Below are 19432 nucleotides of genomic sequence, written 5' to 3'. Positions count from 1 at the left end.
CGCTCAGAGCGACACCAGCGTGATCTCGGTGGCCTTCACGCTGGACCAGACGGAGGCCCCGTCGACGATGCCCAGTTCGGCGGCCGCCTCCGGGGTGATCTCCGCGACCAGGTCGGGGACTTCGGCCGAGGCGACCAGCACGCGCAGTCGGCTGCCGGTCGCGGTGATCTCCCGTACGGTGCCGGGCCAGACGTTTCGCGCGCTTCCGCTCGGGCGGTCCCGGTACAGCGACACGGCCTCCGGGGCGATGATCGCGAGCGCCGGCGCCCCCTCGGGCTGTGCCTCCGGCACCACCAGCCGGCCGCCTCCGGTGAGGGCCAGCCCGTGGGCGGTTGTGGTGCCGGGCCAGGCGTTGCGGCCGAGCATGCGGGCGACCCAAGGGCTGCGGGGGTGGCGGGTGACCTCGGCGGGCGGGGCGTCCTGGAGGGTGTGGCCGTCGGAGAGCACGAGGACCCGGTCGGCCAGCGACACGGCCTCGACGGGGTCGTGGGTGACGATGAGGCAGACGCCGCCGAAGCCGGCGAGGTGGGTGCGCAGGGTGTGGCGGACGCGGGCCCGGGTGGTCTGGTCGAGGGCGGCGAGGGGCTCGTCGAGGAGGAGGAGCCGGGGTCGGGTGGCGAGGGCGCGGGCGAGGGCAACGCGTTGGGCCTGGCCGCCGGAGAGTTGGGCGGGTTTGCGGTGGGCCAGATGTCCGACGCCGAGGCGGTCGAGCCACTGCCGGGCCTCCGTACGGGCTCGGGCGCGGGGCGTGCCGTGGGCGCGGAGCCCGTAGGCGGTGTTGGAGAGTGCGGTGAGGTGCGGGAAGAGGGCGCCGTCCTGGGGGACCCAGGCGACGTGTCGCTTGTGCGGGGGCAGGGCGGTCACGTCGGTGTCGCCGAGGGTGAGTCGGGCGTGGGCGCGGGGGGTGAGGCCGAGGAGCGCGCGCAGGAGGGTGGTCTTCCCGGCGCCGTTCTCGCCGACGACGGCGATGGTGGTGCCCGGTTCGGCGTCGAGGGTCAGCCGGTTGAAGCCGGTCACCTCGGCGTGCAACGCCCAGCGGCCGTCGTCGTGCGCGGCGGCGTCCGGCGCCTGCGGAACGCGGGTCGCGGGGGAGTCCTCGGGCGCCGCGGGGGCCTCGACGTCCTTGCGGGCGACGGGGGTTCCCGTCCACCGCCCGCGCAGGGCGATCAGTACGCCCATGGCGATGGCGAGCAGCAGCAGCGACACGGACGTGGCCGCCTCGGGGCTGTCCTGGAGCAGCAGGTAGACCTGGAGCGGCAGGGTCTGGGTCTCGCCGGGCAGGTTCCCGGCGAAGGTGATCGTCGCACCGAACTCGCCGAGCGCGCGGGCCCAGGTGAGCGCCGCTCCGGCGACCAGGCCGGGGGCCACCATGGGAAGGGTCACGGTGAAGAACACCCGGACCGGCGAGGCGCCGAGGGAGGACGCGGTCTCCTCGTAGCTCTGCTTCAGTCCGCCGAGCGCCCCTTCCAGGCTGATGACGAGGAAGGGCATCGCGACGAAGGTGGCGGCGACGACGGCGCCGGAGGTGTGGAAGGGCAGGGTGATGCCGAAGGCGTCCTCCAGCCAGGGTCCGAGGAGTCCGCGCCGGCCGAAGCCCAGCAGCAGGGCCACGCCGCCGACGGTCGGCGGCAGCACCATGGGCAGCAGGACGAGCGACCGGACGAACGCCTTCCCCTTGAACTCGACCCGGGCCAACAGCCAGGCCAGCGGTACCCCGAGGACGAGTGAGAGCCCGAGGGCCCAGAAGGACACGACGAGCGAGAGTTCGAGCGCCTGGACCACGTCGGGGCTGGTCAGATGGGTGGTCAGCTCGCCCCATTGGGTGCGGGTCAGGATGCCGACGAGGGGCAGCAGCAGGAACGCGACGGCGAGCAGGGCGGGGAGCGCCAGGGCCACGGGCGGCCTGACACGGGTACGGACTCTGGTCATGTGGGGTTCCTGGCTGGGGGCTTCGCCGGGTGGGAAGCGTACGGCGGCGGGGGCGGACGGCGCGGCAGCATCGGACGACACGCGCACGGGACTCGCGCACGGGACTCGTGGACGTGACTCGTGGACGGGTCACGCGGCCGGGTCACGCGCACGGGACACGCCGAGAGGGGCCGCCTGTCCCCCCGGACCAGGCAACCCCTCTCGGCATGCGGGCGCGGGGCCCGTTACGGCTTCTGGAAGCCCGCGTCCTGGAGGATCTTCTGCGCCTCCGGGGTGCTCAGCCAGGCGACGAACGCGGCCGCGGCGTCGGCGTTCTTGGAGCCCTTGAGCGAGGCGGCCGGGTAGGAGGCCACGGCGTTCTGGCCGTCCGGGATGTCGACGACGGCGACCTTGTCACCGGACTTGAGGGTGTCCGTCTTGTACACGAGACCGGCGTCGGCCTCGCCCAGCTCCACCTTGCCCAGCACGGCGCGGACGTTGGGCTCCTGGGAGACCGGCTTCACCTCGACCTTCTGGGCGTCGAGGATCTGCTTGCTGTAGCGGCCGACCGGGACCTCGGGCGCGGCGAGCACGACCTTGATCTTGGTGTCGGCGAGGTCCTTCAGCTCGTCGATCTTGAACGGGTTGCCCTTGGCGCTCGCGATGACCAGGCGGTTCTTGGCGATGACGGTCGGGCTGTTGGTCTCGGCCTTGAGGCCGTCCATCGTCTTGGTGTCCGCGGTGACCAGCGCGTCGGCCGGGGCGCCCTGCTTGACCTGCGCGGCGAGTTCCTGCGAGCCGGCGAAGGAGAACGTGACCTTCGTGCCCGGGTGCGCCTTCTCGTAGGCGGCGCCGGCGCTCTTGAAGACGTCGGTGAGGGAGGACGCGGCGAGGACGGTCAGGTTCGCGGCCTTGGGGGCGGCGGAGCCGGCGGAGGAGGGGGCGGCGCTCGGGGAGGAGGCCGACTCGTCCTTCTTGTCGTCACCGCTGCCACAGGCGGCCAGGACCGGTACGAGAAGGGCGGTGGTCAGGGCTGCGGCGACGGTACGACGGCGGTTCAGCGTCGGGGACATGAGCAGGGGCTCCTCGGTCGGGTCGGCGGCCGGCCTGGTGCCGGGACCGCGTGGTGGTGACCCGCGCCGGTGACGGGCGGAGCGGGTGGGGACGTTCGGTGGTGCTGAGCGGTGGTGCGGGGACCGCTGATCGGCGGCGGGTCGGTCGGGGACGCCGTGACCCGCCACGAGGGAGGGATCAGGTGCGGTCGATGTGCACACTGGTGGACTTCACGCGGGCGGTGGCCCGCATGCCGACCTCCAGTCCGAGCTCCTCGACGGCCTCACGGGTGAGCAGGGAGACCAGACGGTGGGGACCCGCCTGGATCTCGACCTGGGCGGCCACGTCGCCGAGCTTGACGGCCGTGACGATGCCCGGGAAGGCGTTGCGCGCGGAGGTGTAGGGCTCCTCGTCCTCGGTGTGGGCTCCCTGGCCCACCTCGACGGAGAAGGCGGCCAGCGCGCGGCCGTCGATCAGCCGGCGACCGCCCTCGTCGCGATGGGTCGCGACCCGGCCGGCGTCGGCCCAGCGACGCGCCGTGTCCGGGCTGACGCCCAGCAGACGCGCGGCCTGTCCGATGGTGTAGGACTGCATGGGCGACAAGGTAGGGGCACTTGTCCCGCATTTGCAATTCCATTGGGGCGATGTACATGGCAGATGCCATGGTGATTGGTGTTTCCGCCAAAAGTCGTTCCGACTTTCCCCGGGCCGCTCGTTAAAGTCGGGGCATGGCTGAAGAGGGATCGGGAACAGTTCGGGTCGACGCGTGGATCTGGGCCGTGCGCCTGACGAAGACCCGCTCGACGGCGGCGACCGCCTGCCGGGCGGGCCATGTCAAGGTCAACGGGGAACGCGCCAAGCCGGCGCAGCCCGTACGGGTGGGGGACGAGGTGCGGCTCTTCCACGCGGGACGCGAGCGCATCGTGGTGGTGCGGCGGACGGTCGCGAAGCGGGTCGGCGCCCCGGTGGCCGCCGAATGCCTCACCGACAACAGCCCGCCGCCGCCCACGCCCGTCGAGGCGGCCGTGGTCGGCATCCGCGACCGGGGCGCGGGGCGCCCGACCAAGCGGGAGCGCCGCGAGATCGAAACCCTGCGCGGTCGCTAGAGCGTCGGCGTGCCGGGGGGCTCAGGCCTTCCGGTACGCGTACGCCTCCTCGGCCGCGGTCGCCACCGCGTCCAGGGGGGCTCCGGTGGAGGCGGTCACCACGGCCGCCACCGCCCCTTCCAGGAACGGCGCGTCGACCAGTCGGCTGCCCTCGGGCAGTTCCTCGTCCAGCAGCAGTGACTTGACCGAGAGCACCGAGCTGCCGAGGTCCACCAGGATCGCGACACCCGCGCCCCGGTCCACGGTCCGGGCGGCCGTCACGATCAGCTCCGGGTTGGTGCCCAGGCCACCGTCGGGGCCGCCGCCGGCCGTCGCGACCAGGGCCGTCGCGCCGCCCGCGGCGAGACCGGTGGCCAGTGCGGCCACCGACTCCGCGACCTCCTTGCTGTGGGACACCAGGACGATCCCGACCAGCGGCTCGGCGCTCATCCGCGTGCCTCCGCGACCTCGGCCAGGGCCCCCAGCAGCAGCGCGGACGACGTGGCCCCCGGATCCTGGTGCCCGATGCTGCGCTCGCCCAGGTAACTGGCCCTGCCCTTGCGCGCCAGCAGCGGCACCGTCGCCAGCGCCCCGTTCTCCGCGGCCTCGCCGGCCGCGCGGTACGAGGTGGCGAGCGCCGCCACCCCGGGCACCAGAGCGTCCAGCATCGTCTTGTCGCCCGGCGCCGCCCCGCCGAGTTGGGCGACCGCGCCCACCCCCGCGTACAGGGCCTTGCGCAGATCCTCGTCGGAGACCTCGGCGGCGTCGCCCAGTTCCTTGCCGGTGCGGCGCAGCAGTGTTCCGTACAGCGGTCCGGACGCGCCGCCGACCGTGGAGATCAGGGTCCGGCCGGCGAGTTGCAGCACCGCGCCGGGCGTTTCGGCGCTCCCGGCTTCGAGCGCCGCCCGTACGGCGACGAACCCCCGCAGGAGGTTGCTGCCGTGGTCGGCGTCCCCGATGGGGGAGTCGAGCTCGGTCAGCCGGTCCGCCTCCCGTTCGACGACGGCCGCGACGGCATCCATCCAGCGTCGGAAGAAGTCTGCGTCACGCACCGGAATCTCCTCGCCTCACGTCCACCGGGGGCAGTCCTTCCACCACCCTACGGTCACCCCGGCCCGACGGCCCCCGAGACGGGGCACCGCGTGGCGCCCTTATTGGAAATGAAAACGATGTCGGATAAGGTCGCGCGGTGCGGCGGGAACCGACCGCGCCGCCGTCCGAGAGGAAGATCCGTGGGACATCCGCTGCTGGACGAAAGCCCGGTGGGCACGACGGGCGCGTGGCCCCACGACCCCGATCCCACCCCCTTCGCGCGCGTCCCCGCACCGGCCGGACCGCCCCGCTCCGTAGACGAACTGACCCGCCGCGTGTTGGCGGGCCGCCACGGACCCGACCCCCGCGGGCAACGGATCGCGCTCGCCTTCACCACCACCCAGGCCGTACGGCACGCGGGCCGCGCCACCGGCTACCGCAACGAGGTGCTCGGCCTGCGCCTGGACGAAGCCGTCGGATCCTGCGCCGTGGAACCGGGGACCCTGCCCGCCGGCGCCCTCGACGCGTGCGTCGGCGCGAGCGTCGCGACCCTGCTCGCGCACCCCCTGCTCCCCGTACGCGTCGCCGCGCTCGACGCCTACCTGATGCGCGCCCACCCGCACACCCCGGCCAACGGGGCCCGCCCCTGGCCGCTGGAGGCGGGCGGTTCGCTGAGCAAGTCCCGGGCCAGGGCCCGGGCGGTCGTCGGACTGCTGCCCGTGCGCCGGCTGCGCCGCGTGCTCGTCGTCGGCGTCGTGAACTCGCTGCTGGAACGACTGCGTGCCGAGGGCGTGGACTACCTCCCGTGCGACCTGTCGGGCGGCACCACCGAATGGGGCGAACCCGTCCACACCGACGCCGTCGCGCGGTTGCACCACTGCGACGCCGTCCTCGCCTCCGGCATGACCCTCGGCAACGGCACCTTCCAGGCCCTGCGCGAGCACGCCGAGAACACCGGCAAACCCCTGGTGATGTTCGCCCAGACCGGCAGCGCCGTCCTGCCGCGGTTCCTCGGGGCCGGGGTGAGCGCCGTGTCGGCCGAGCCGTACCCCTTCTTCTGGCTCGACGGCGGCCCCGGGATCATCCACCGCTACGGAGGCACCCGATGACCACCGCGTCCCCGCCGCGCCGGCCCGCCCCGGTCGCCGCCAACCCCGAACTGCTGAGGCTGCTCGGCCGTACGCCCATGGTCCGCGTCCACACCCGACTCCCCCACGCGCACCCGGGATTCTGGGCGAAACTCGAAGGTCTCGGCGCGGGCGGCATGAAGGCGCGGGCCGCCGTCTCGATACTGCGCGGTGCCCGGCTGCGCGGCGAACTGCTCCCGGGCGCGCCGGTGATCGAGTCCACCTCCGGCACCCTGGGCATCGGCCTCGCCTTCGCCGGGCAGGCCCTCGGCCATCCCGTCGTCCTCGTCGGCGACGCCGAACTCGAACCCTCGATGCGGCAGTTGCTCCGCGCGTACGGCGCCGAACTCGAACTCGTCGACCGCCCCGCCCCGCGAGGCGGCTGGCAGGCGGCCCGCCTCGCCCGCCTCCACACACTGCGCCGAAGCCTCCCCGGCGCCTACTGGCCCGACCAGTACAACAACCCGGACAACGCGGCCGGCTACCACCGGATGGCCGCCGAGATCGTCGAACGGCTCGACCACCTGGACGTCCTCGTGTGCAGCGTCGGCACCGGCGGACACAGCGCCGGACTGCTCGGGCCGCTGCGCCGCCGCTGGCCCCGGCTGGAGGTGATCGGGGTGGACTCCGTCGGCTCGGCCATCTTCGGACAGCCCGCCCGCCCCCGGCTGATGCGCGGGCTCGGCAGCAGCATCCACCCTCGCAACGTCGCCCACCCGTCCTTCGACGAGGTCCACTGGGTCGGCCCGGTCGAGGCGGTGGACGCCTGCCGCAGGCTCGCCCGCGACACCTTCGTCAGCGGCGGTTGGAGCACCGGGGCCGTCGCCCTGGTCTCGGCCTGGGCGGCTCGCGCGGAACCGGGCCGGGTCGTCGCGACCGTCTTCCCCGACGGCCCCCACCGCTACCTCGACACCGTGTACGGCGACACGTTCCGCCGCGCGCACGGCCTGGACACCGCCACACCCGCCACCCGCCCCTCGGAGATCCCGCACCCGCACGCCGTCGAGGCCACCGGATGGACGCGCTGTCGCACCGTCATCGCCCCGGGGCACGCCACCCCCGCCCGGTGCGCGGCCGGGAGACCCGACCCGGCAGCGGCCGCCCCCGCGCGCGACGGGGTTCAGTAGCCGTAGACGCCGAGCACCGTCACGGCCGAGAAGATCTGCTCCCACACCTCGTGCTCCGGGCTGCCGGGGCTCAGGATCTCGACCTCCCGCAGGAAGTCCCCGATGCCGTCCTCGCCGGGGTAGGGGTCCCAGCACGCCCCCATGTACCGGCGGACGGCCTCCAGCAGCCGCAGGAACGTCTCGATGTCACGCGCGAGGGGGAGCGGTGCGCCCTCGCCGAGGCGTGCGAGGACCTCGCCCGTGTCCGGCCGGACCAGCACCCGCACGGACGAGGCGAAGCCGTGCTCGAACGACCCCAGGTGCAGCGGGCCGGCGCTCTCCCCCTCCCGATCCGCCTCCGGTCCCGCCTCGTCGTAGCCCAGGGCGAAGGCCGTCACGCCCGCCGCCCAGTGGCGCGGCAGGCCCACGCCGACGAGCAACTCCCGCGTGGGGGCGTGCGTGAGCGCGGCGGGCAGCCGGTCGGGAGCCACCCGGACCATGGTGTCCCCGTCGAAGACCGCGTCCAGTCGGGCCGCGTCGAGCGGGGTCGCGGACGGCGCCGGGTCCAGGAACCACGGCTCGCCCACGCCCTCCTCCCACGAGCCGGCGTCGGCGCCCCCGGCGGGCCGGTCCGCGGTCGGCGCCACCTCGCCGCGTTCGACGACGACAAGCCCCCTGGCCTCGGCGAACAGGAAACGGCCCCCGCCGAGATGGACGGGCTCCTCCCAGGTGCCGGGACACACCAGCCGCCGGCCGTCCTCGTCGCCGTCGAAGAGCGCGGGGCCCTCGTCCTCGGCCTCGTCGGCGCGTTCCGCGTACGTCCCGGCGCCGGGCGCCGGCCGCAGCGCCCCGGTGGCGAGGTCGAACCAACGGTCACCGGTCCACAGGGACCAGACCTTGAGCAGGGGCCCCTCGACCCCGTCCTCGCCGGCCCCGTCGGTCACCGGGTCGTGGACGTCGACGCTCCAGTCCCCGCTGAGGTTCGGCTCGGCGCGGTGGGCGCCGACCGGCCGCCACCAGGCCCACACCGTCCGCCACGGCATGCCGGGCTCGGCGGCGGCCGTCAGCTCGGCGTACGCCTCGCGCCCCAGCACCTTCGCGGCGAAGTGCAACCACGACGCGAACTCCGCCCGGGACACCCGCGCACGCCCGAACACCGCCTCGGCCTGGGTGAACACCTCGCGCCCCACACCGCCGGCTGCCGGTACCCGCTCGCGCACGCGCGCGGGACCGGCGGCCAACAGCGCCGAGGGGGAGGAGAAGAGAGCATCAAGATCGTCATCAGGCATGGGCACATGGTGCCGGCGCCCACTGACACCCCGTCGGCCGCATCTCGCCGTACGACTACGAGGGCACGCGTTCCGCGCCCGTGTCCAGGAAGATCCAGTGATCGTCGGGCACCCCCGCCGGCGGCCCCGGAACCCGCACGGGACGCCGTTCCTCGCGCCAGGCCTCCCGGCCCACGGCCTCGTCGGCGATGCCGCGCCAGAACCGGGCGGCGCCCGCGTTGACCTCCTGGAAGGCAATCGCCCAGCGCCCCGGCCGGGACCGCAACAGCTCCAACGCCGCCCGCCGGCCCAGGCCCCGCCTGCGCAGCGCCCGTACGACGAAGAACGCGGAGATCGACGTCGCCCCGTCCTCCGTCGGCCGGGTCAGGACGAAGCCCGCCGGGGTCGAGCCGTGAGTGATCAACTGGACCGTGCGTCCCGGTTCGCTGAAGAAGAGGGGCAGTGGACGGAAGGCGAACCTGCCGTCGGGCCCCGGCAGGAAGTCGAGGAACTCCGACATGTCGTGCCGGTACAGCTGCGCCAACCGCTCCACCACGGGACGCAGTTCCTCGGTGACGGGAAGGAGCTTCAGGGGTGCTTCGTACGAGGTCGAGTCCATCCGCGGATTCTCGCAGGACGTCAACCCGATGATCGGTTGTCATCCGAGAGGAGGAACGACCAATCCACCCGTTCCCCGGCGCCGAAGACCGGGTGTGAGCGACAACGGCAGCACCATCGAGCGCGACGCCCAGGCGGCGCCGACAGTTCTGCCGTCCGGGGAACCCGTCCGGACGGTGGCGGCCCCTCGGGGTCTCCCGTCGGCACCGGGTCACTCCGCGAGGGCCTCGGCGGCGCCGGGTTCCCCCGACCGGCCGGGCGCGGCACCCACCGGTGCTCCCGGCGCGGACCGCAGACCCCCCACGGGCCGCGCGAACCGCCGGCCCACGGTCGTGGTTTCCGCCGCCTGACCCACCCGGCGGCGCTGCCGCCACCCCCACACCGCTCCTTCCGTACCACCCCCATGCCTGATTCCCCCTGAAGTACCCCCGGATGATCCCAAGGAGAACAACCGTCATGATGGCTCTTCGTTTCCGCCGTACCGCCGTCGCCGTCGCCGCCGCATCGGTCCTTCCCTTCGCGCTGGCCGCCTGCTCGGACTCCGGTGAGAAGTCGAGCGCCGGCAGCGCCGCCTCCGAGCAGGCCACCCCCGGCACGGACGCCGCCTCCACGCCCGCCATGGCGATGGACGCCCCGTTCGGCCCGGCGTGCGCGGGTGTGCCGAAGGAGGGTGCGGGTTCCTTCGACGGGATGGCCAAGGACCCGGTCGCCACCGCCGCCTCCAACAACCCCGCCCTGTCCACGCTGGTCGCGGCCGTCAAGCAGGCCGGACTGGTCGACACCCTCAACAACGCGAAGGACATCACCGCCTTCGCGAAGATCCCGAAGGCGGACCTGGACAAGGTCCTCGCCGACAAGGCCATGCTCACCAAGATCCTGACCTACCACGTCGTGGGCCAGAAGCTCGCTCCCAAGCAGCTCGACTCCGGTTCCTTCGACACCCTGGAGAAGGGCAAGATCACCACGGCCGGCTCCGGCGAGGCCTACAAGGTCAACGGAACCTCCAACGTGGTCTGCGGCAACGTCCCCACCGCAAACGCCACCGTCTACATCGTCGACACCGTCCTGATGCCCAAGTAGCACCGACGCGCGCGAGGGTGCGCGCGAGGGACGAGCGCACGCCGTGCGGCTCCGGACTCCGGGGCCGCACGGTGCGTCTAGGACATCGGCAGGGCGAACGACTTGCGCTCCTCCAGGGCGTAGAGCAGAGAGCCGTCCGGGTCCGCGAAGAGGTTCAAGGCCATGCACGTGAACCGCCACGCGGGGCGTCCCGTGCTCAGCTCGACGGCCCGCAGTCCGATCGTGTCGATGTCGTACACGTACGCGGAACTCACCACCGGGGCGGTCTCCCCCCGGGTGAGGGTGTCCTTCCGGGTCTTCTCCGTCCATTTGCCGGCGCCGGTGCGCGCGTCCACGCCGACGAGCCCGCGCCCGCCCTCCGTGGCGTAGACGACCCCGTCGCGGACCGCGGGGATCCCGTAACGGCGCTGCCCCTGGGCGTTGTTCCCCAGATCGCGGTCCGCGCCGAAGGACCACGCCACGCCCCCGTCGGTCAGCCGCAGGGCCTGGAGGGCGTCGGCGCCGAAGTAGACGTGCTCGTCGTCCGCGGTGAGCCGGGAGGGCGGCGTGCCCGGGACGATCACGGTCTTGCTCCAACGCACCTTGCCGGTGGCCGGATCGTGCATGGACAGCGTCAGGCCGTCCATGGCCTGCGCCTTGCCGCGCACCAGCAGCCCGTGCTTCGTCGTGTCGGCGACGAGGTAGACCCTGTCGTACGTCCCGGCGGGCGCCTGCGCCGGCCCGCGCCACAGTTCCTTGCCGGACGCCAGGCTCGCGGCCACCAGGAACCACCCGTCGCCCGACCGGGCCTTCGCGTGGAAGAGCACCATGTCGCCCCGCACGCGCAGCAGTTGGTTCCTCACCTCGCCGCCGTCGAACGCGGGAAGCGTCAGGACGGGCGGCTTCTTGTCCGTGAGCGGCTCCGGGACGGCGACGAGGGCCAGGGCCTTGTCGGCGTCCTTCGTCATGCGCAGGACGTAGGCCGCCTTGCCGTCGACCGCGACCCGCGTGTCGTGCTCGACGTCCGCGGACCAGTCGTACTTGCCCGTCTTCAGGTTGATGCCGGAGACGGCCGACGTGCCGGGAAGCACGAGAACGTCCCCCACCCGGGTCGGCGCCATACGGTGGCTGTCGTTCAGGCCCTCCTTCGCCCACAGCGCCGAAGGCCCGCCCGGCAACGGAGGCTCCGCGGTCTCCGACTCGCCCCCGCCCTGCGCGAGCCAGGCCCACAGTCCGCCGCCGGCGAGGGCCGCCGCGCCGGCCGCGCCACCACCCCACACGAGCAGGCCGCGGCGGGACACGCCGCCCGTCGGCACGGCCGGCGGCTCCGTCGTGGAGTTCGAGGCGGGTGCCGGGAGTCGGGCCGGCGGCTCCTCCCAGACGGCCGCGCCCCGCCGGGCGATGTCGGCCAGCACGGCGGGCGCGAGCCCGTCGGCGAAGACGCCGCCCTCGGGGGCGAGCCACCGGGCCAGCTCGGCCGTCGTGGGCCGCCGCGCGGGGTCCTTGTCCAGGCAGCGGGCGAGCAGCGGCAGCAGCCCCTCCGGGACGCCGCCGAGGTCCGGGTCCGCGTAGCGCACCCGGTACAGCAGGTCCGCGGCCTGACCGCCGCCGAACGGGCCGTGTCCGGCCGCCGCGAAGACCAGCACACCCGCCAGCGCGAACACGTCGCCCGCCGGCGTGTGGTCGAGTCCGCCCGCCTGCTCCGGGGACATGAACGCGGGGGTGCCGGTCGCCGCGCCGACGCGCGTCAGCCGCTCGTCCCCGAGGGCCCGCGCGATGCCGAAGTCGATGACCTTGGGGCCCTCGGCCGTGATCATGACGTTGGACGGTTTGAGGTCCCGGTGCACCACGTCGGAGCGGTGCAACTGGCCGAGCCCCCGCGCGAGATCGGCGCCCAGGTTCCGCACGCACACCTCGGACAGCGGTCCGCCGAGCCGGACGGCCTCGTCGAGCTGCGGGCCGATGACGTACTCGGTCGCCAGCCAGGGCGTCGTCGCCAGCGCGTCGGCCGCGAAGACGCCCGCGCCGTACCTGCCGCCCATGACCCGGGCCGCGTCCGCCTCCAGCCGGAAACGGGTACGGAAGGCCGTGTCGGCGGCGATCCTGGCGTGCACGGTCTTCAACGCGACCGTCCGGCCGCGCGGCGAACGGGCCAGGTAGACGGTGCCCATGCCGCCGCTGCCGAGCCGGGCGAGCAACTGATGGTCGCCGAGGTGCGCGGGATCGTCGTGGGTGAGGGGCATGAGGGGGGAACGGTCGGCCGGGGCGGCGGGCATCGGGGTCAGTGCACCTTCTGGGCGGCCGGCGGGAACGGCGGGGGAGGGGTGGACTCGGTGGTGGCCGGCAGTTCGGCCGCGAGGAGCGCCGCGGACTGGGCGGCGAGCGCGGCGACGACCCGGCCCGGCAGCGCGAGCGGCCCGGCCGCGGCCGTCGCGGGAGCCGGCGCGCCGGGAGAGGCGTCGGCCGCGTGCCCGGTGAGTTCGTGCAGCACTTCCCGCGCCGACCGCGGCCGGTCGGCGGGCGTCGACGCGAGGCAACTTCCGATCAACCGCCGCAGTCCCGGGGGCAGTTCGCTCTGCTCGGGCACGGTGTGGCCCGTCGAGGCGTAGGCCAGTACCGCGCCGAGCGCGAAGACGTCCCCCAGCGGCGTGGGCCGCCCGCCGGAAGCCTGCTCCAGGGCCAGACAGCCCGGGTCGAGGCCGGGCAGCCCGGAGCGGCGCGTCCCGTCGGGGGCGGCGGCCCGTACGGCGCCGAAGCACGCCAACAGTGGTCCGCCCGCCGTGAGCAGAACGGCCGCCGGCGACAACCCGGCGTGGGTGAACCCCCGGTCGTGCAGGTCGGCCAGGCCCTCGGCGAGGCCGGCGCCCACGTGGCGCACCAGGTCCTCGGGGAGCGGCCCGCCGTACGCGGCGAGCGCGGCCGGAAGGGGCAGCACGGGCGTGTAGGGAGTGGTGGACCAGGGGAATCCGGCCGTGCCGTCGACTTCCGCGACGGGAAGCAGGCGCGGCACGTCGAGCCGCCGTGCGCCCTCGGCCTCGATCGCCCACCGGGACGGGTCGGCGCCGACCCGCGGCAGACACAGGAGGACGGTCCGGTGGCCGTCGGCGGTACGGGCGAGGAACCGGCGCTCGGGCACGCCGCGTTCCGCGGATTCGGCGTCCAGGCGCGCCAGGATCACGTACGGCCCGATGCGTGACGGGTCGTCCTGACGTAGGCGTTCCATGCGCGAGGTCCCCCGGGTTCGGCTGATGGCCCACCGAGCCTAAGCGGTGGTCGGGGGAGCGGGGGAGCCGGGTGGGGCGTGACGTCGGGCCCGCGGGGTCATCCGACGGAGGGCATGGCCGTGATCTTCCCGTCGTTGACGAGGAAGACGCGGTTCTCGGCGCCGGACATCGCCCAGGGCCCGTGCGAGTCGGTGGACCAGGTCCAGAAGCGGGCGCCGTCGGTGGTCGAGTGCGCGGCGACGCCCTTCCCCTCCGCCAGAACCACCCACACGGTCCGCCCCTGGACCACGGGGCGGACGTGCGGCAGCGGACCGGGTCCGACCGCGCCGTACCCCAGGACCAGCATCCTGTCGGAGCTGAGCCTGACCAGGGTGCCGTCCTTCACGCCGAGCAGGGCGTCGCCGTCGCTCACCGGCGGTCCCCAGCCGCCGGCGCCCTCGACGGGGGCCGCGGCCGCGGCGTCGGACCACGTCTCCCGGCCGCTGGTGAGTTCACGGACCGACAGGGTGAGTCCGCCCAGGAAGACGGACTCCGTCTTGGTCGTCTCGCGCTTGTAGGTGACGACGAGCGGTTCGACGGCGGAGCTCGCCCGGCCCTTGGCTTCCCAGATGGCGCTTCCCTGGAAGCACTCGAAGCCCCACGCGTTCCCGTTGGCACCGGTCAGGACGAGTTTGTTGCCGGTGGCCGCGCCCTTGGGGCCGGACCCGAGCAGGGCGAGGGTCGGGATCGGCACGGTCCAGCGGACGGTCTGGAGCCCGGTGTTGATCGCCCGCAGTCGGTTGTCCTTGGTCACCACGTACACGGCCTCGCCGTCGAACGCGAGGAGGCGGACGGCCTCGGCTGCCGGGAGCGACCACTCCAACGCGCTGGTGGAGGCGTTGTGGACGCGCAGCGTGCCGCCCGCGTCCACCGCGAGGAACAGGCGTTCCGTCATGGCCAGGACGCCGGCCTCCGCGGAGATGTCCGGCAGTCGCCACTTCTCCTCGCCGGTCTTGGCGAGGTGGGCCACCAGGCCGCCGTCCTTGCCCGCGAACATCACCACGTCGACCAGGGACAGCGGTGTGGTCGGCACACCGTCCGCCGGCGCCGCCGCCGCCACGGGCAGGGGGCCCCACAGCGGCTCGGGCGCGCGGCCCGGCGTCTTGGCGGGGCGGTCCAACAGAGCCGCCTGGTGGGCGAGTCCGTTCCGCGGCGGACCCTTCGGGGTCTCCTCGCGCATCGACCACCAGATGCCGGCGCCGCCGCCCGACACGGCCAGCAACCCGCCCGCGCCGAGGGAGGTGCGCAGGAACCGGCGCCGCGAGGGACCGACGGTGACCGTGGCCCCCTCCGGCGCGGCCCGGCGTTCCGCCTCCGCCTGCCGGCGGGCGATGTCGGCGGCGAGCGGACCCTTGCGCCAGGACCGGTCCGCGCCGCGCGGGGGCGCGAAGGCTCCGGCGATCTGCTCGGGCGTGGGGCGCGGTCCCGGGTCCTTGGCGAGGCAGGGGATGATCAGCGCGCGCAGTTCCTCGGGCACGGTGGACAGGCGGGCTTCCCCGTGGACCACCTCGTACTGCACGGCGGCCACGTGCGTCCCGTCGAAGGCGCGTTGCCCGGTGGCGGCGTACACGAGGACCGCGCCCAGCGAGAAGACGTCCGCCGCGGGGCCCACGCGCTGCCCCAGGACCTGCTCGGGGGCGCCGTATCCGGGAGTGACGGGCACCTGGCCCGTGGTGGTGAGGGTCAGTCCGTGCTCGGGCCGGGCGATGCCGAAGTCGATGACCCGCGGCCCGGTCGAGGTGAGCACGATGTTGGCGGGCTTCAGGTCGCGGTGGACCAACCCCGCCGCGTGGATGTCGCGGAGGGTGTCGGCCAGCGAGGCCGCCAGCGCGCGCACCCCGGCGGTGTCGAACGGGCCGTAGGCGCGTACCGCCTCGTCCAGGGTGGGGCCGGAGAGGAACTCGGTCGCGATCCAGGGGCGGTTGCCCTCGCTCTCGGCGCCGAGGACCCGGGCGACACCGGCGCCGGTGACCGCCCGCGCGGTGTGAGCCTCGCGCAGGAAGCGCTGGACGAGGTTCTGGTCGTGCGTCAGTTCGGGCAGCAGCACCTTCACGGCGGCGATGGCACCGGTGTGGTCGCGGCCGAAGTAGACCTTGCCCATGCCGCCTTCGCCGAGGACACCGATGACGCGGTAGGGGCCGAGTCGGATCGGGTCGCCGGGGCCGAGAGGTTTCATGGATGCCGCTTCCTGTCCTGCCGGGCCCGACTCTCGGCCCCGGGGCGCGGGGCGTTCGGGCCGGCGCGCCTGGGTGGGGCCATCGTTTCATTGGCCGGTGCGCAGGTGGCGCCTGGGGCGGCAGGGGGTGGTGCGGCGTCGGGCGGGAGTCGAGGGAGCCGGGGGAATCGGCTGGAGGAACGCGGTGCCGTGCCGAGGACGGGGCGGCGGCGGTCCGCCGAGGGGGTGATGCGGTGGCGGTCGGCTCAGGGCAGGGCGCGGTCCGGCGCCTTGCCGGCGCCGCGGGCCGCGGTCGCCGCCGCCTGCAGGGAGCGCAGGGCCAGCAGGAGCACCCCGATGTCGTCGAGGTACACGGGGTCCGGGATCAGGTCCACGGGCGAGATCGTGTAGGCCACGGCCACCCAGAACAGGGCCTTGTCGCGCAGCGGGATCCCCGCGTCGACCAGCAGCTTCCGCGCCTTGAACACCCGCACGAGCAGTACGGCGGCCAGGGCCGCCAGCCCGATGGCGACGATCACGGCGATGGTGAGCCAGACTTTTCCGTCCATGCCACTCCTATACCCCGTGCGGGCGGGAACCCTCGGGCGGCCTGTTCCCGGGCGGGCTGCCTGTCGCGCGCCGCTTCTCGGGCGGTCGTACCTCAGGCGCCCTGTTCCCGCAGTCGGCGGGTGACCTCGCCGAGGCCGGCGGCGAGGGCGTCGAGCTGGTCCGGCGTGAGCACGTCGATGAGGGCCTCCCGGACGGCGGCCACATGACCCGGCGCCGCCGCGTCCAACCGGGCGCTGCCCGCTTCGGTGAGGACGGCGAAGACTCCGCGCACGTCGGAGGGGCAGCTGCGGCGGCGGACCAGTCCGGCCTTCTCCATCTGGGTGACCTGGTAGGTCAGCCCGCTCTTGGAGTTGATCAGTCCGTTGGCGAGCTCGGTCATGCGCAGCTCGCGATCGGGCGCCGCCGCCAGTCGAACGAGGATCTCGTACTGGGGGTGCGAGAGTCCGGAGTCGTCCTTGAGCTGCTGGTCGAGGCGCCGGTTCACCAGGGCGGAGGCGGCCAGGAAGCCGTTCCAGGCCCGCATCTCGCGATCGTCCAACCATCTCGTCTCAGCCATGGGCACAGGATACAGCGGGTTGTTCCAATTTGAATCAATGGTTAGGGTCGGGATCGCCGGTTCGAATTTGAACTACCGACTCGGGCCGGCTCGACCGGAAGGAACCCCCATGACCAGCGCCTCCGCCACCACGACGAAGGCTCCGGCCGCCGCACCGGCCGCCCCCCGCCCCCTCACCACCACCGGCCTGGACACCGGCCTGCTGCTCCTGCGCGTCGTCCTCGGCCTCACCATGGCCGCCCACGGCAGCCAGAAGCTGTTCGGCTGGTTCGGCGGGGGCGGCATCGGCGGCACCGGCCAGTTCTTCACGGCGAGCGGCTACCCGGCGGGTGACGCCATGGCCGTCCTGGCCGGACTCACCGAGACCCTCGGCGGCCTCGGCCTCGCCGCGGGCCTGTTCACCCCGCTCGCCGGCGCAGCCCTCGTCGGCACCATGATCAACGCGCTCGCCGTTCACGGCGTCGGCTCGTTCTTCGCCCCGGAAGGCATCGAGTACGAACTGCTCCTGACCGTCGGCGCCGCCGCCCTCGCCCTGACCGGCCCCGGCCGGTACGCGGCCGACCGCTTCGTCCCCGTCCTGCGCGAGAACCGCGCGGCCCACGGCGCGCTCGCCCTCGCCCTCGGCGTGGTGCTCGGCGCGGTGTTGCTGCTGGTGCGCGGCTAGGCACGCCCGCCTCCGGCCGCCCCGGCCGCGGCGAAACCCACCGAAAACCCGCGCGCAAGAGGGTGTCCCGGGGCCGGTCTGATTGGCCCCGGGTATTCGGGGGAAGAGCGCACAAATGACACAACCCATCGAAGACTACGCACTCATCGGCGACCTGATGACCAGTGGGCTGGTCGGCCGAGACGGGTCCATCGACTGGCTGTGCCTGCCGCGCTTCGACTCGGCCGCCTGCTTCGCCGCCCTCCTCGGCGAGAAGGACAACGGCCACTGGCGCATCGCCCCGGAGAGCGCCGCCGACGGGGAGCGGTGCACGCGCCGGGCATACATCGACGGTTCGTTGGTCCTGGAGTCCCTCTGGGAGACCGAGGACGGCACGATCAAGGTCATCGACTTCATGCCGCAGCGCGACACCGCGCCGGACGTGATGCGGATCGTCGAATGCCTGTCCGGTGAGGTCACCGTGCGCAGCACCCTGCGCCTGCGCTTCGACTACGGCCACGTCGTCCCCTGGGTCCGACGTTCCGCCGGCGACCGGGTCGCCGTCGCCGGTCCCGACTCCGTCTGGTTCCGCAGCGAGCCGCCCGTGCGGACCTGGGGCGAGCAGAACACCACCCTTTCGGAGTTCACCGTCTCCGCCGGGGAGAAGGTCGCCTTCGTCCTGACCTGGCACCCGTCCCACGAGCCGCGCCCCGAGCAGGTCGACCCGTACCAGGCGCTGGAACACGCGCTCGTCGACTGGGCGCAGTGGGCCTCCCAGTGCACCTACGACGGCCCCTACAAGGAGGCCGTGACCCGCTCGCTGATCACCCTCAAGGCCCTCACGTACGCCCCCACGGGCGGGATCGTCGCCGCCGCGACCACCTCCCTGCCCGAGGAGGTCGGCGGCGTCCGCAACTGGGACTACCGCTACTGCTGGCTGCGCGACTCCACCCTGACCCTCGGCTCCCTCATCGCGACCGGTTTCAAGGACGAGGCCCGCGAGTGGCGGAGGTGGCTGCTGCGGGCCGTCGCCGGCGACCCCGCCGACCTGCAGATCATGTACGGGATCGCGGGCGAGCGGCGGATCCCGGAATTCGACCTGCCGTGGCTGCGCGGGTACGCCGAGTCCGCCCCCGTCCGCGTCGGCAACGCGGCCGTCGACCAACTCCAGCTCGACGTGTACGGCGAGGTCATCGACTCCCTGTACCTGGCCCGGTCCACCGGGCTGGCCAGCGAGGCGCACGCCTGGCAGATCCAGCTCGCGCTGCTCGACTTCCTGGAGCGCAACTGGCGCCGCCCGGACGAGGGACTGTGGGAAGTGCGCGGTCCGCGCCGTCATTTCACGCACTCCAAGGTGATGGCCTGGGTGGCCGCCGACCGGACGGTGCGGACCCTGGAGACGGATCCGTCGATGCCGGGCGACCTGGAACGCTGGCGGGCCATAAGGGACGACGTGCACGCCGACGTGTGCGAGAAGGCCTTCGACCCGGAACGCAACACCTTTACCCAGTACTACGGTTCGCGCGAACTGGACGCCGCGACCCTGCTGATCCCCCGCGTGGGATTCCTGCCCCCCGACGACCCGCGCGTGATCGGTACCGTCGACGCCGTCCGCGAGGAACTCGGCCGCAGCGGCCTGGTCCGCCGCTACAGCACCGAAGGCCCCTCCGTGGACGGTCTGCCCGGTGACGAAGGGGCCTTCCTGGCCTGCTCGTTCTGGTTGGCCGACGCCCTGCACATGACCGGCCGGGGCAAGGAGGCGCGGCAACTCTTCGAGATGCTGCTGTCCGTGCGCAACGACGTGGGTCTCCTCGCGGAGGAGTACGACCCCGTCGCCGGCCGCCAACTGGGCAACTTCCCGCAGGCGTTCAGCCACGTCGGCCTGGTGAACACCGCGCTCACCCTGAGCCGGGACCCCTCGTCGGACTGACCGGGACTGTGGGATCCCGGTGGCGCGCGACGGTGGGCGCGCGGCGCCGGGAGGCGAGG

At 73.7% G+C, this 19432-nt stretch carries 18 protein-coding genes; 6 read left to right on the top strand and 12 right to left on the bottom strand.

Annotated elements, in window-relative coordinates:
- Positions 1-3: 3 nt before the first annotated feature.
- The 3 genes from ADK55_RS24075 to ADK55_RS24065 form a co-directional block, all read right to left on the bottom strand.
- Positions 4-1929, bottom strand: coding sequence for an ABC transporter permease (locus ADK55_RS24075; RefSeq protein WP_053681865.1), 1926 nt, complete (start codon positions 1927-1929; stop codon positions 4-6).
- Positions 1930-2153: 224 nt separating this feature from the next.
- Complete coding sequence (gene modA / locus ADK55_RS24070) at positions 2154-2981, bottom strand: molybdate ABC transporter substrate-binding protein (RefSeq protein ID WP_053681864.1); 828 nt, start codon at positions 2979-2981, stop codon at positions 2154-2156.
- A 178-nt stretch (positions 2982-3159) separates the two neighbouring features.
- Entirely contained in the window at positions 3160-3555 is a 396-nt protein-coding gene (locus ADK55_RS24065) for a TOBE domain-containing protein (RefSeq protein ID WP_053681863.1), read from the bottom strand.
- A gap of 134 nt (positions 3556-3689) precedes the next feature.
- Between ADK55_RS24065 and ADK55_RS24060 the strand changes: the two genes are divergently transcribed.
- Complete coding sequence (locus ADK55_RS24060) at positions 3690-4067, top strand: RNA-binding S4 domain-containing protein (RefSeq protein WP_053681862.1); 378 nt, start codon at positions 3690-3692, stop codon at positions 4065-4067.
- A gap of 21 nt (positions 4068-4088) precedes the next feature.
- Here ADK55_RS24060 and ADK55_RS24055 read toward each other — a convergent pair whose 3' ends face one another.
- Together ADK55_RS24055 and dhaL are read right to left on the bottom strand one after the other, a co-directional pair.
- Positions 4089-4496, bottom strand: a complete 408-nt coding sequence (locus tag ADK55_RS24055) for a PTS-dependent dihydroxyacetone kinase phosphotransferase subunit DhaM (RefSeq protein WP_053681861.1) — start codon at positions 4494-4496, stop codon at positions 4089-4091.
- Positions 4493-5098 carry a dihydroxyacetone kinase subunit DhaL gene (gene dhaL / locus ADK55_RS24050; RefSeq protein ID WP_199826615.1) on the bottom strand — a complete coding sequence of 202 codons (606 nt, stop codon included), beginning with the start codon at positions 5096-5098 and terminating at the stop codon, positions 4493-4495. The genes ADK55_RS24055 and dhaL overlap by 4 nt, the downstream gene beginning before the upstream one ends.
- Positions 5099-5401: 303 nt before the next feature.
- Here dhaL and ADK55_RS24045 point away from each other — a divergent pair, with 303 nt between their 5' ends.
- Together ADK55_RS24045 and ADK55_RS24040 are read left to right on the top strand one after the other, a co-directional pair.
- Positions 5402-6187: a Rossmann-like domain-containing protein gene (locus tag ADK55_RS24045; protein WP_234350220.1), complete on the top strand. Its 786-nt coding sequence runs from the start codon at positions 5402-5404 to the stop codon at positions 6185-6187.
- The gene (locus tag ADK55_RS24040; protein WP_078999327.1) at positions 6184-7332 is read left to right on the top strand and encodes a PLP-dependent cysteine synthase family protein; all 1149 of its coding nucleotides are present in this window, start codon (positions 6184-6186) and stop codon (positions 7330-7332) included. The genes ADK55_RS24045 and ADK55_RS24040 overlap by 4 nt, the downstream gene beginning before the upstream one ends.
- Here ADK55_RS24040 and ADK55_RS39280 read toward each other — a convergent pair.
- On the bottom strand, positions 7326-8600 hold the full coding sequence (locus ADK55_RS39280; protein WP_234350218.1) for an SUKH-4 family immunity protein: 1275 nt from the start codon (positions 8598-8600) through the stop codon (positions 7326-7328). The genes ADK55_RS24040 and ADK55_RS39280 overlap by 7 nt on opposite strands.
- Positions 8601-8655: 55 nt before the next feature.
- On the bottom strand, positions 8656-9198 hold the full coding sequence (locus ADK55_RS24030; RefSeq protein ID WP_053681859.1) for a GNAT family N-acetyltransferase: 543 nt from the start codon (positions 9196-9198) through the stop codon (positions 8656-8658).
- A gap of 455 nt (positions 9199-9653) precedes the next feature.
- Between ADK55_RS24030 and ADK55_RS24025 the strand changes: the two genes are divergently transcribed.
- The gene (locus ADK55_RS24025) at positions 9654-10277 is read left to right on the top strand and encodes a fasciclin domain-containing protein (RefSeq protein ID WP_053681858.1); all 624 of its coding nucleotides are present in this window, start codon (positions 9654-9656) and stop codon (positions 10275-10277) included.
- A 77-nt stretch (positions 10278-10354) separates the two neighbouring features.
- Here ADK55_RS24025 and ADK55_RS24020 read toward each other — a convergent pair whose 3' ends face one another.
- The 5 genes from ADK55_RS24020 to ADK55_RS24000 all read right to left on the bottom strand — a co-directional run bounded on the left by ADK55_RS24020 (position 10355) and on the right by ADK55_RS24000 (position 16800).
- Complete coding sequence (locus ADK55_RS24020) at positions 10355-12532, bottom strand: protein kinase domain-containing protein (protein ID WP_053681857.1); 2178 nt, start codon at positions 12530-12532, stop codon at positions 10355-10357.
- A gap of 5 nt (positions 12533-12537) precedes the next feature.
- A complete protein-coding gene (locus tag ADK55_RS24015; protein ID WP_053681856.1) occupies positions 12538-13479 on the bottom strand; it encodes a serine/threonine protein kinase in 942 nt (313 codons plus the stop codon).
- Positions 13480-13577: 98 nt separating this feature from the next.
- Entirely contained in the window at positions 13578-15695 is a 2118-nt protein-coding gene (locus tag ADK55_RS24010; protein WP_053681855.1) for a protein kinase domain-containing protein, read from the bottom strand.
- Between the two features lie 245 nt (positions 15696-15940).
- A complete protein-coding gene (locus ADK55_RS24005; RefSeq protein WP_053681854.1) occupies positions 15941-16243 on the bottom strand; it encodes a YkvA family protein in 303 nt (100 codons plus the stop codon).
- Positions 16244-16335: 92 nt separating this feature from the next.
- Positions 16336-16800: a MarR family winged helix-turn-helix transcriptional regulator gene (locus ADK55_RS24000; RefSeq protein ID WP_053681853.1), complete on the bottom strand. Its 465-nt coding sequence runs from the start codon at positions 16798-16800 to the stop codon at positions 16336-16338.
- 109 nt (positions 16801-16909) lie between these two features.
- On the opposite strand from ADK55_RS24000, the gene ADK55_RS23995 reads away from it, so the two are divergent.
- Both ADK55_RS23995 and ADK55_RS23990 read left to right on the top strand, forming a co-directional pair.
- On the top strand, positions 16910-17464 hold the full coding sequence (locus ADK55_RS23995; RefSeq protein ID WP_053681852.1) for a DoxX family protein: 555 nt from the start codon (positions 16910-16912) through the stop codon (positions 17462-17464).
- A gap of 115 nt (positions 17465-17579) precedes the next feature.
- Positions 17580-19373: a glycoside hydrolase family 15 protein gene (locus ADK55_RS23990; protein WP_053681851.1), complete on the top strand. Its 1794-nt coding sequence runs from the start codon at positions 17580-17582 to the stop codon at positions 19371-19373.
- The last annotated feature ends 59 nt before the right edge of the window (positions 19374-19432 follow it).

Origin of the sequence: Streptomyces sp. WM4235 (genome assembly GCF_001279725.1) — a bacterium.
Lineage (GTDB): Bacteria > Actinomycetota > Actinomycetes > Streptomycetales > Streptomycetaceae > Streptomyces.
This window is presented reverse-complemented; position numbering and strand designations above follow the sequence as displayed.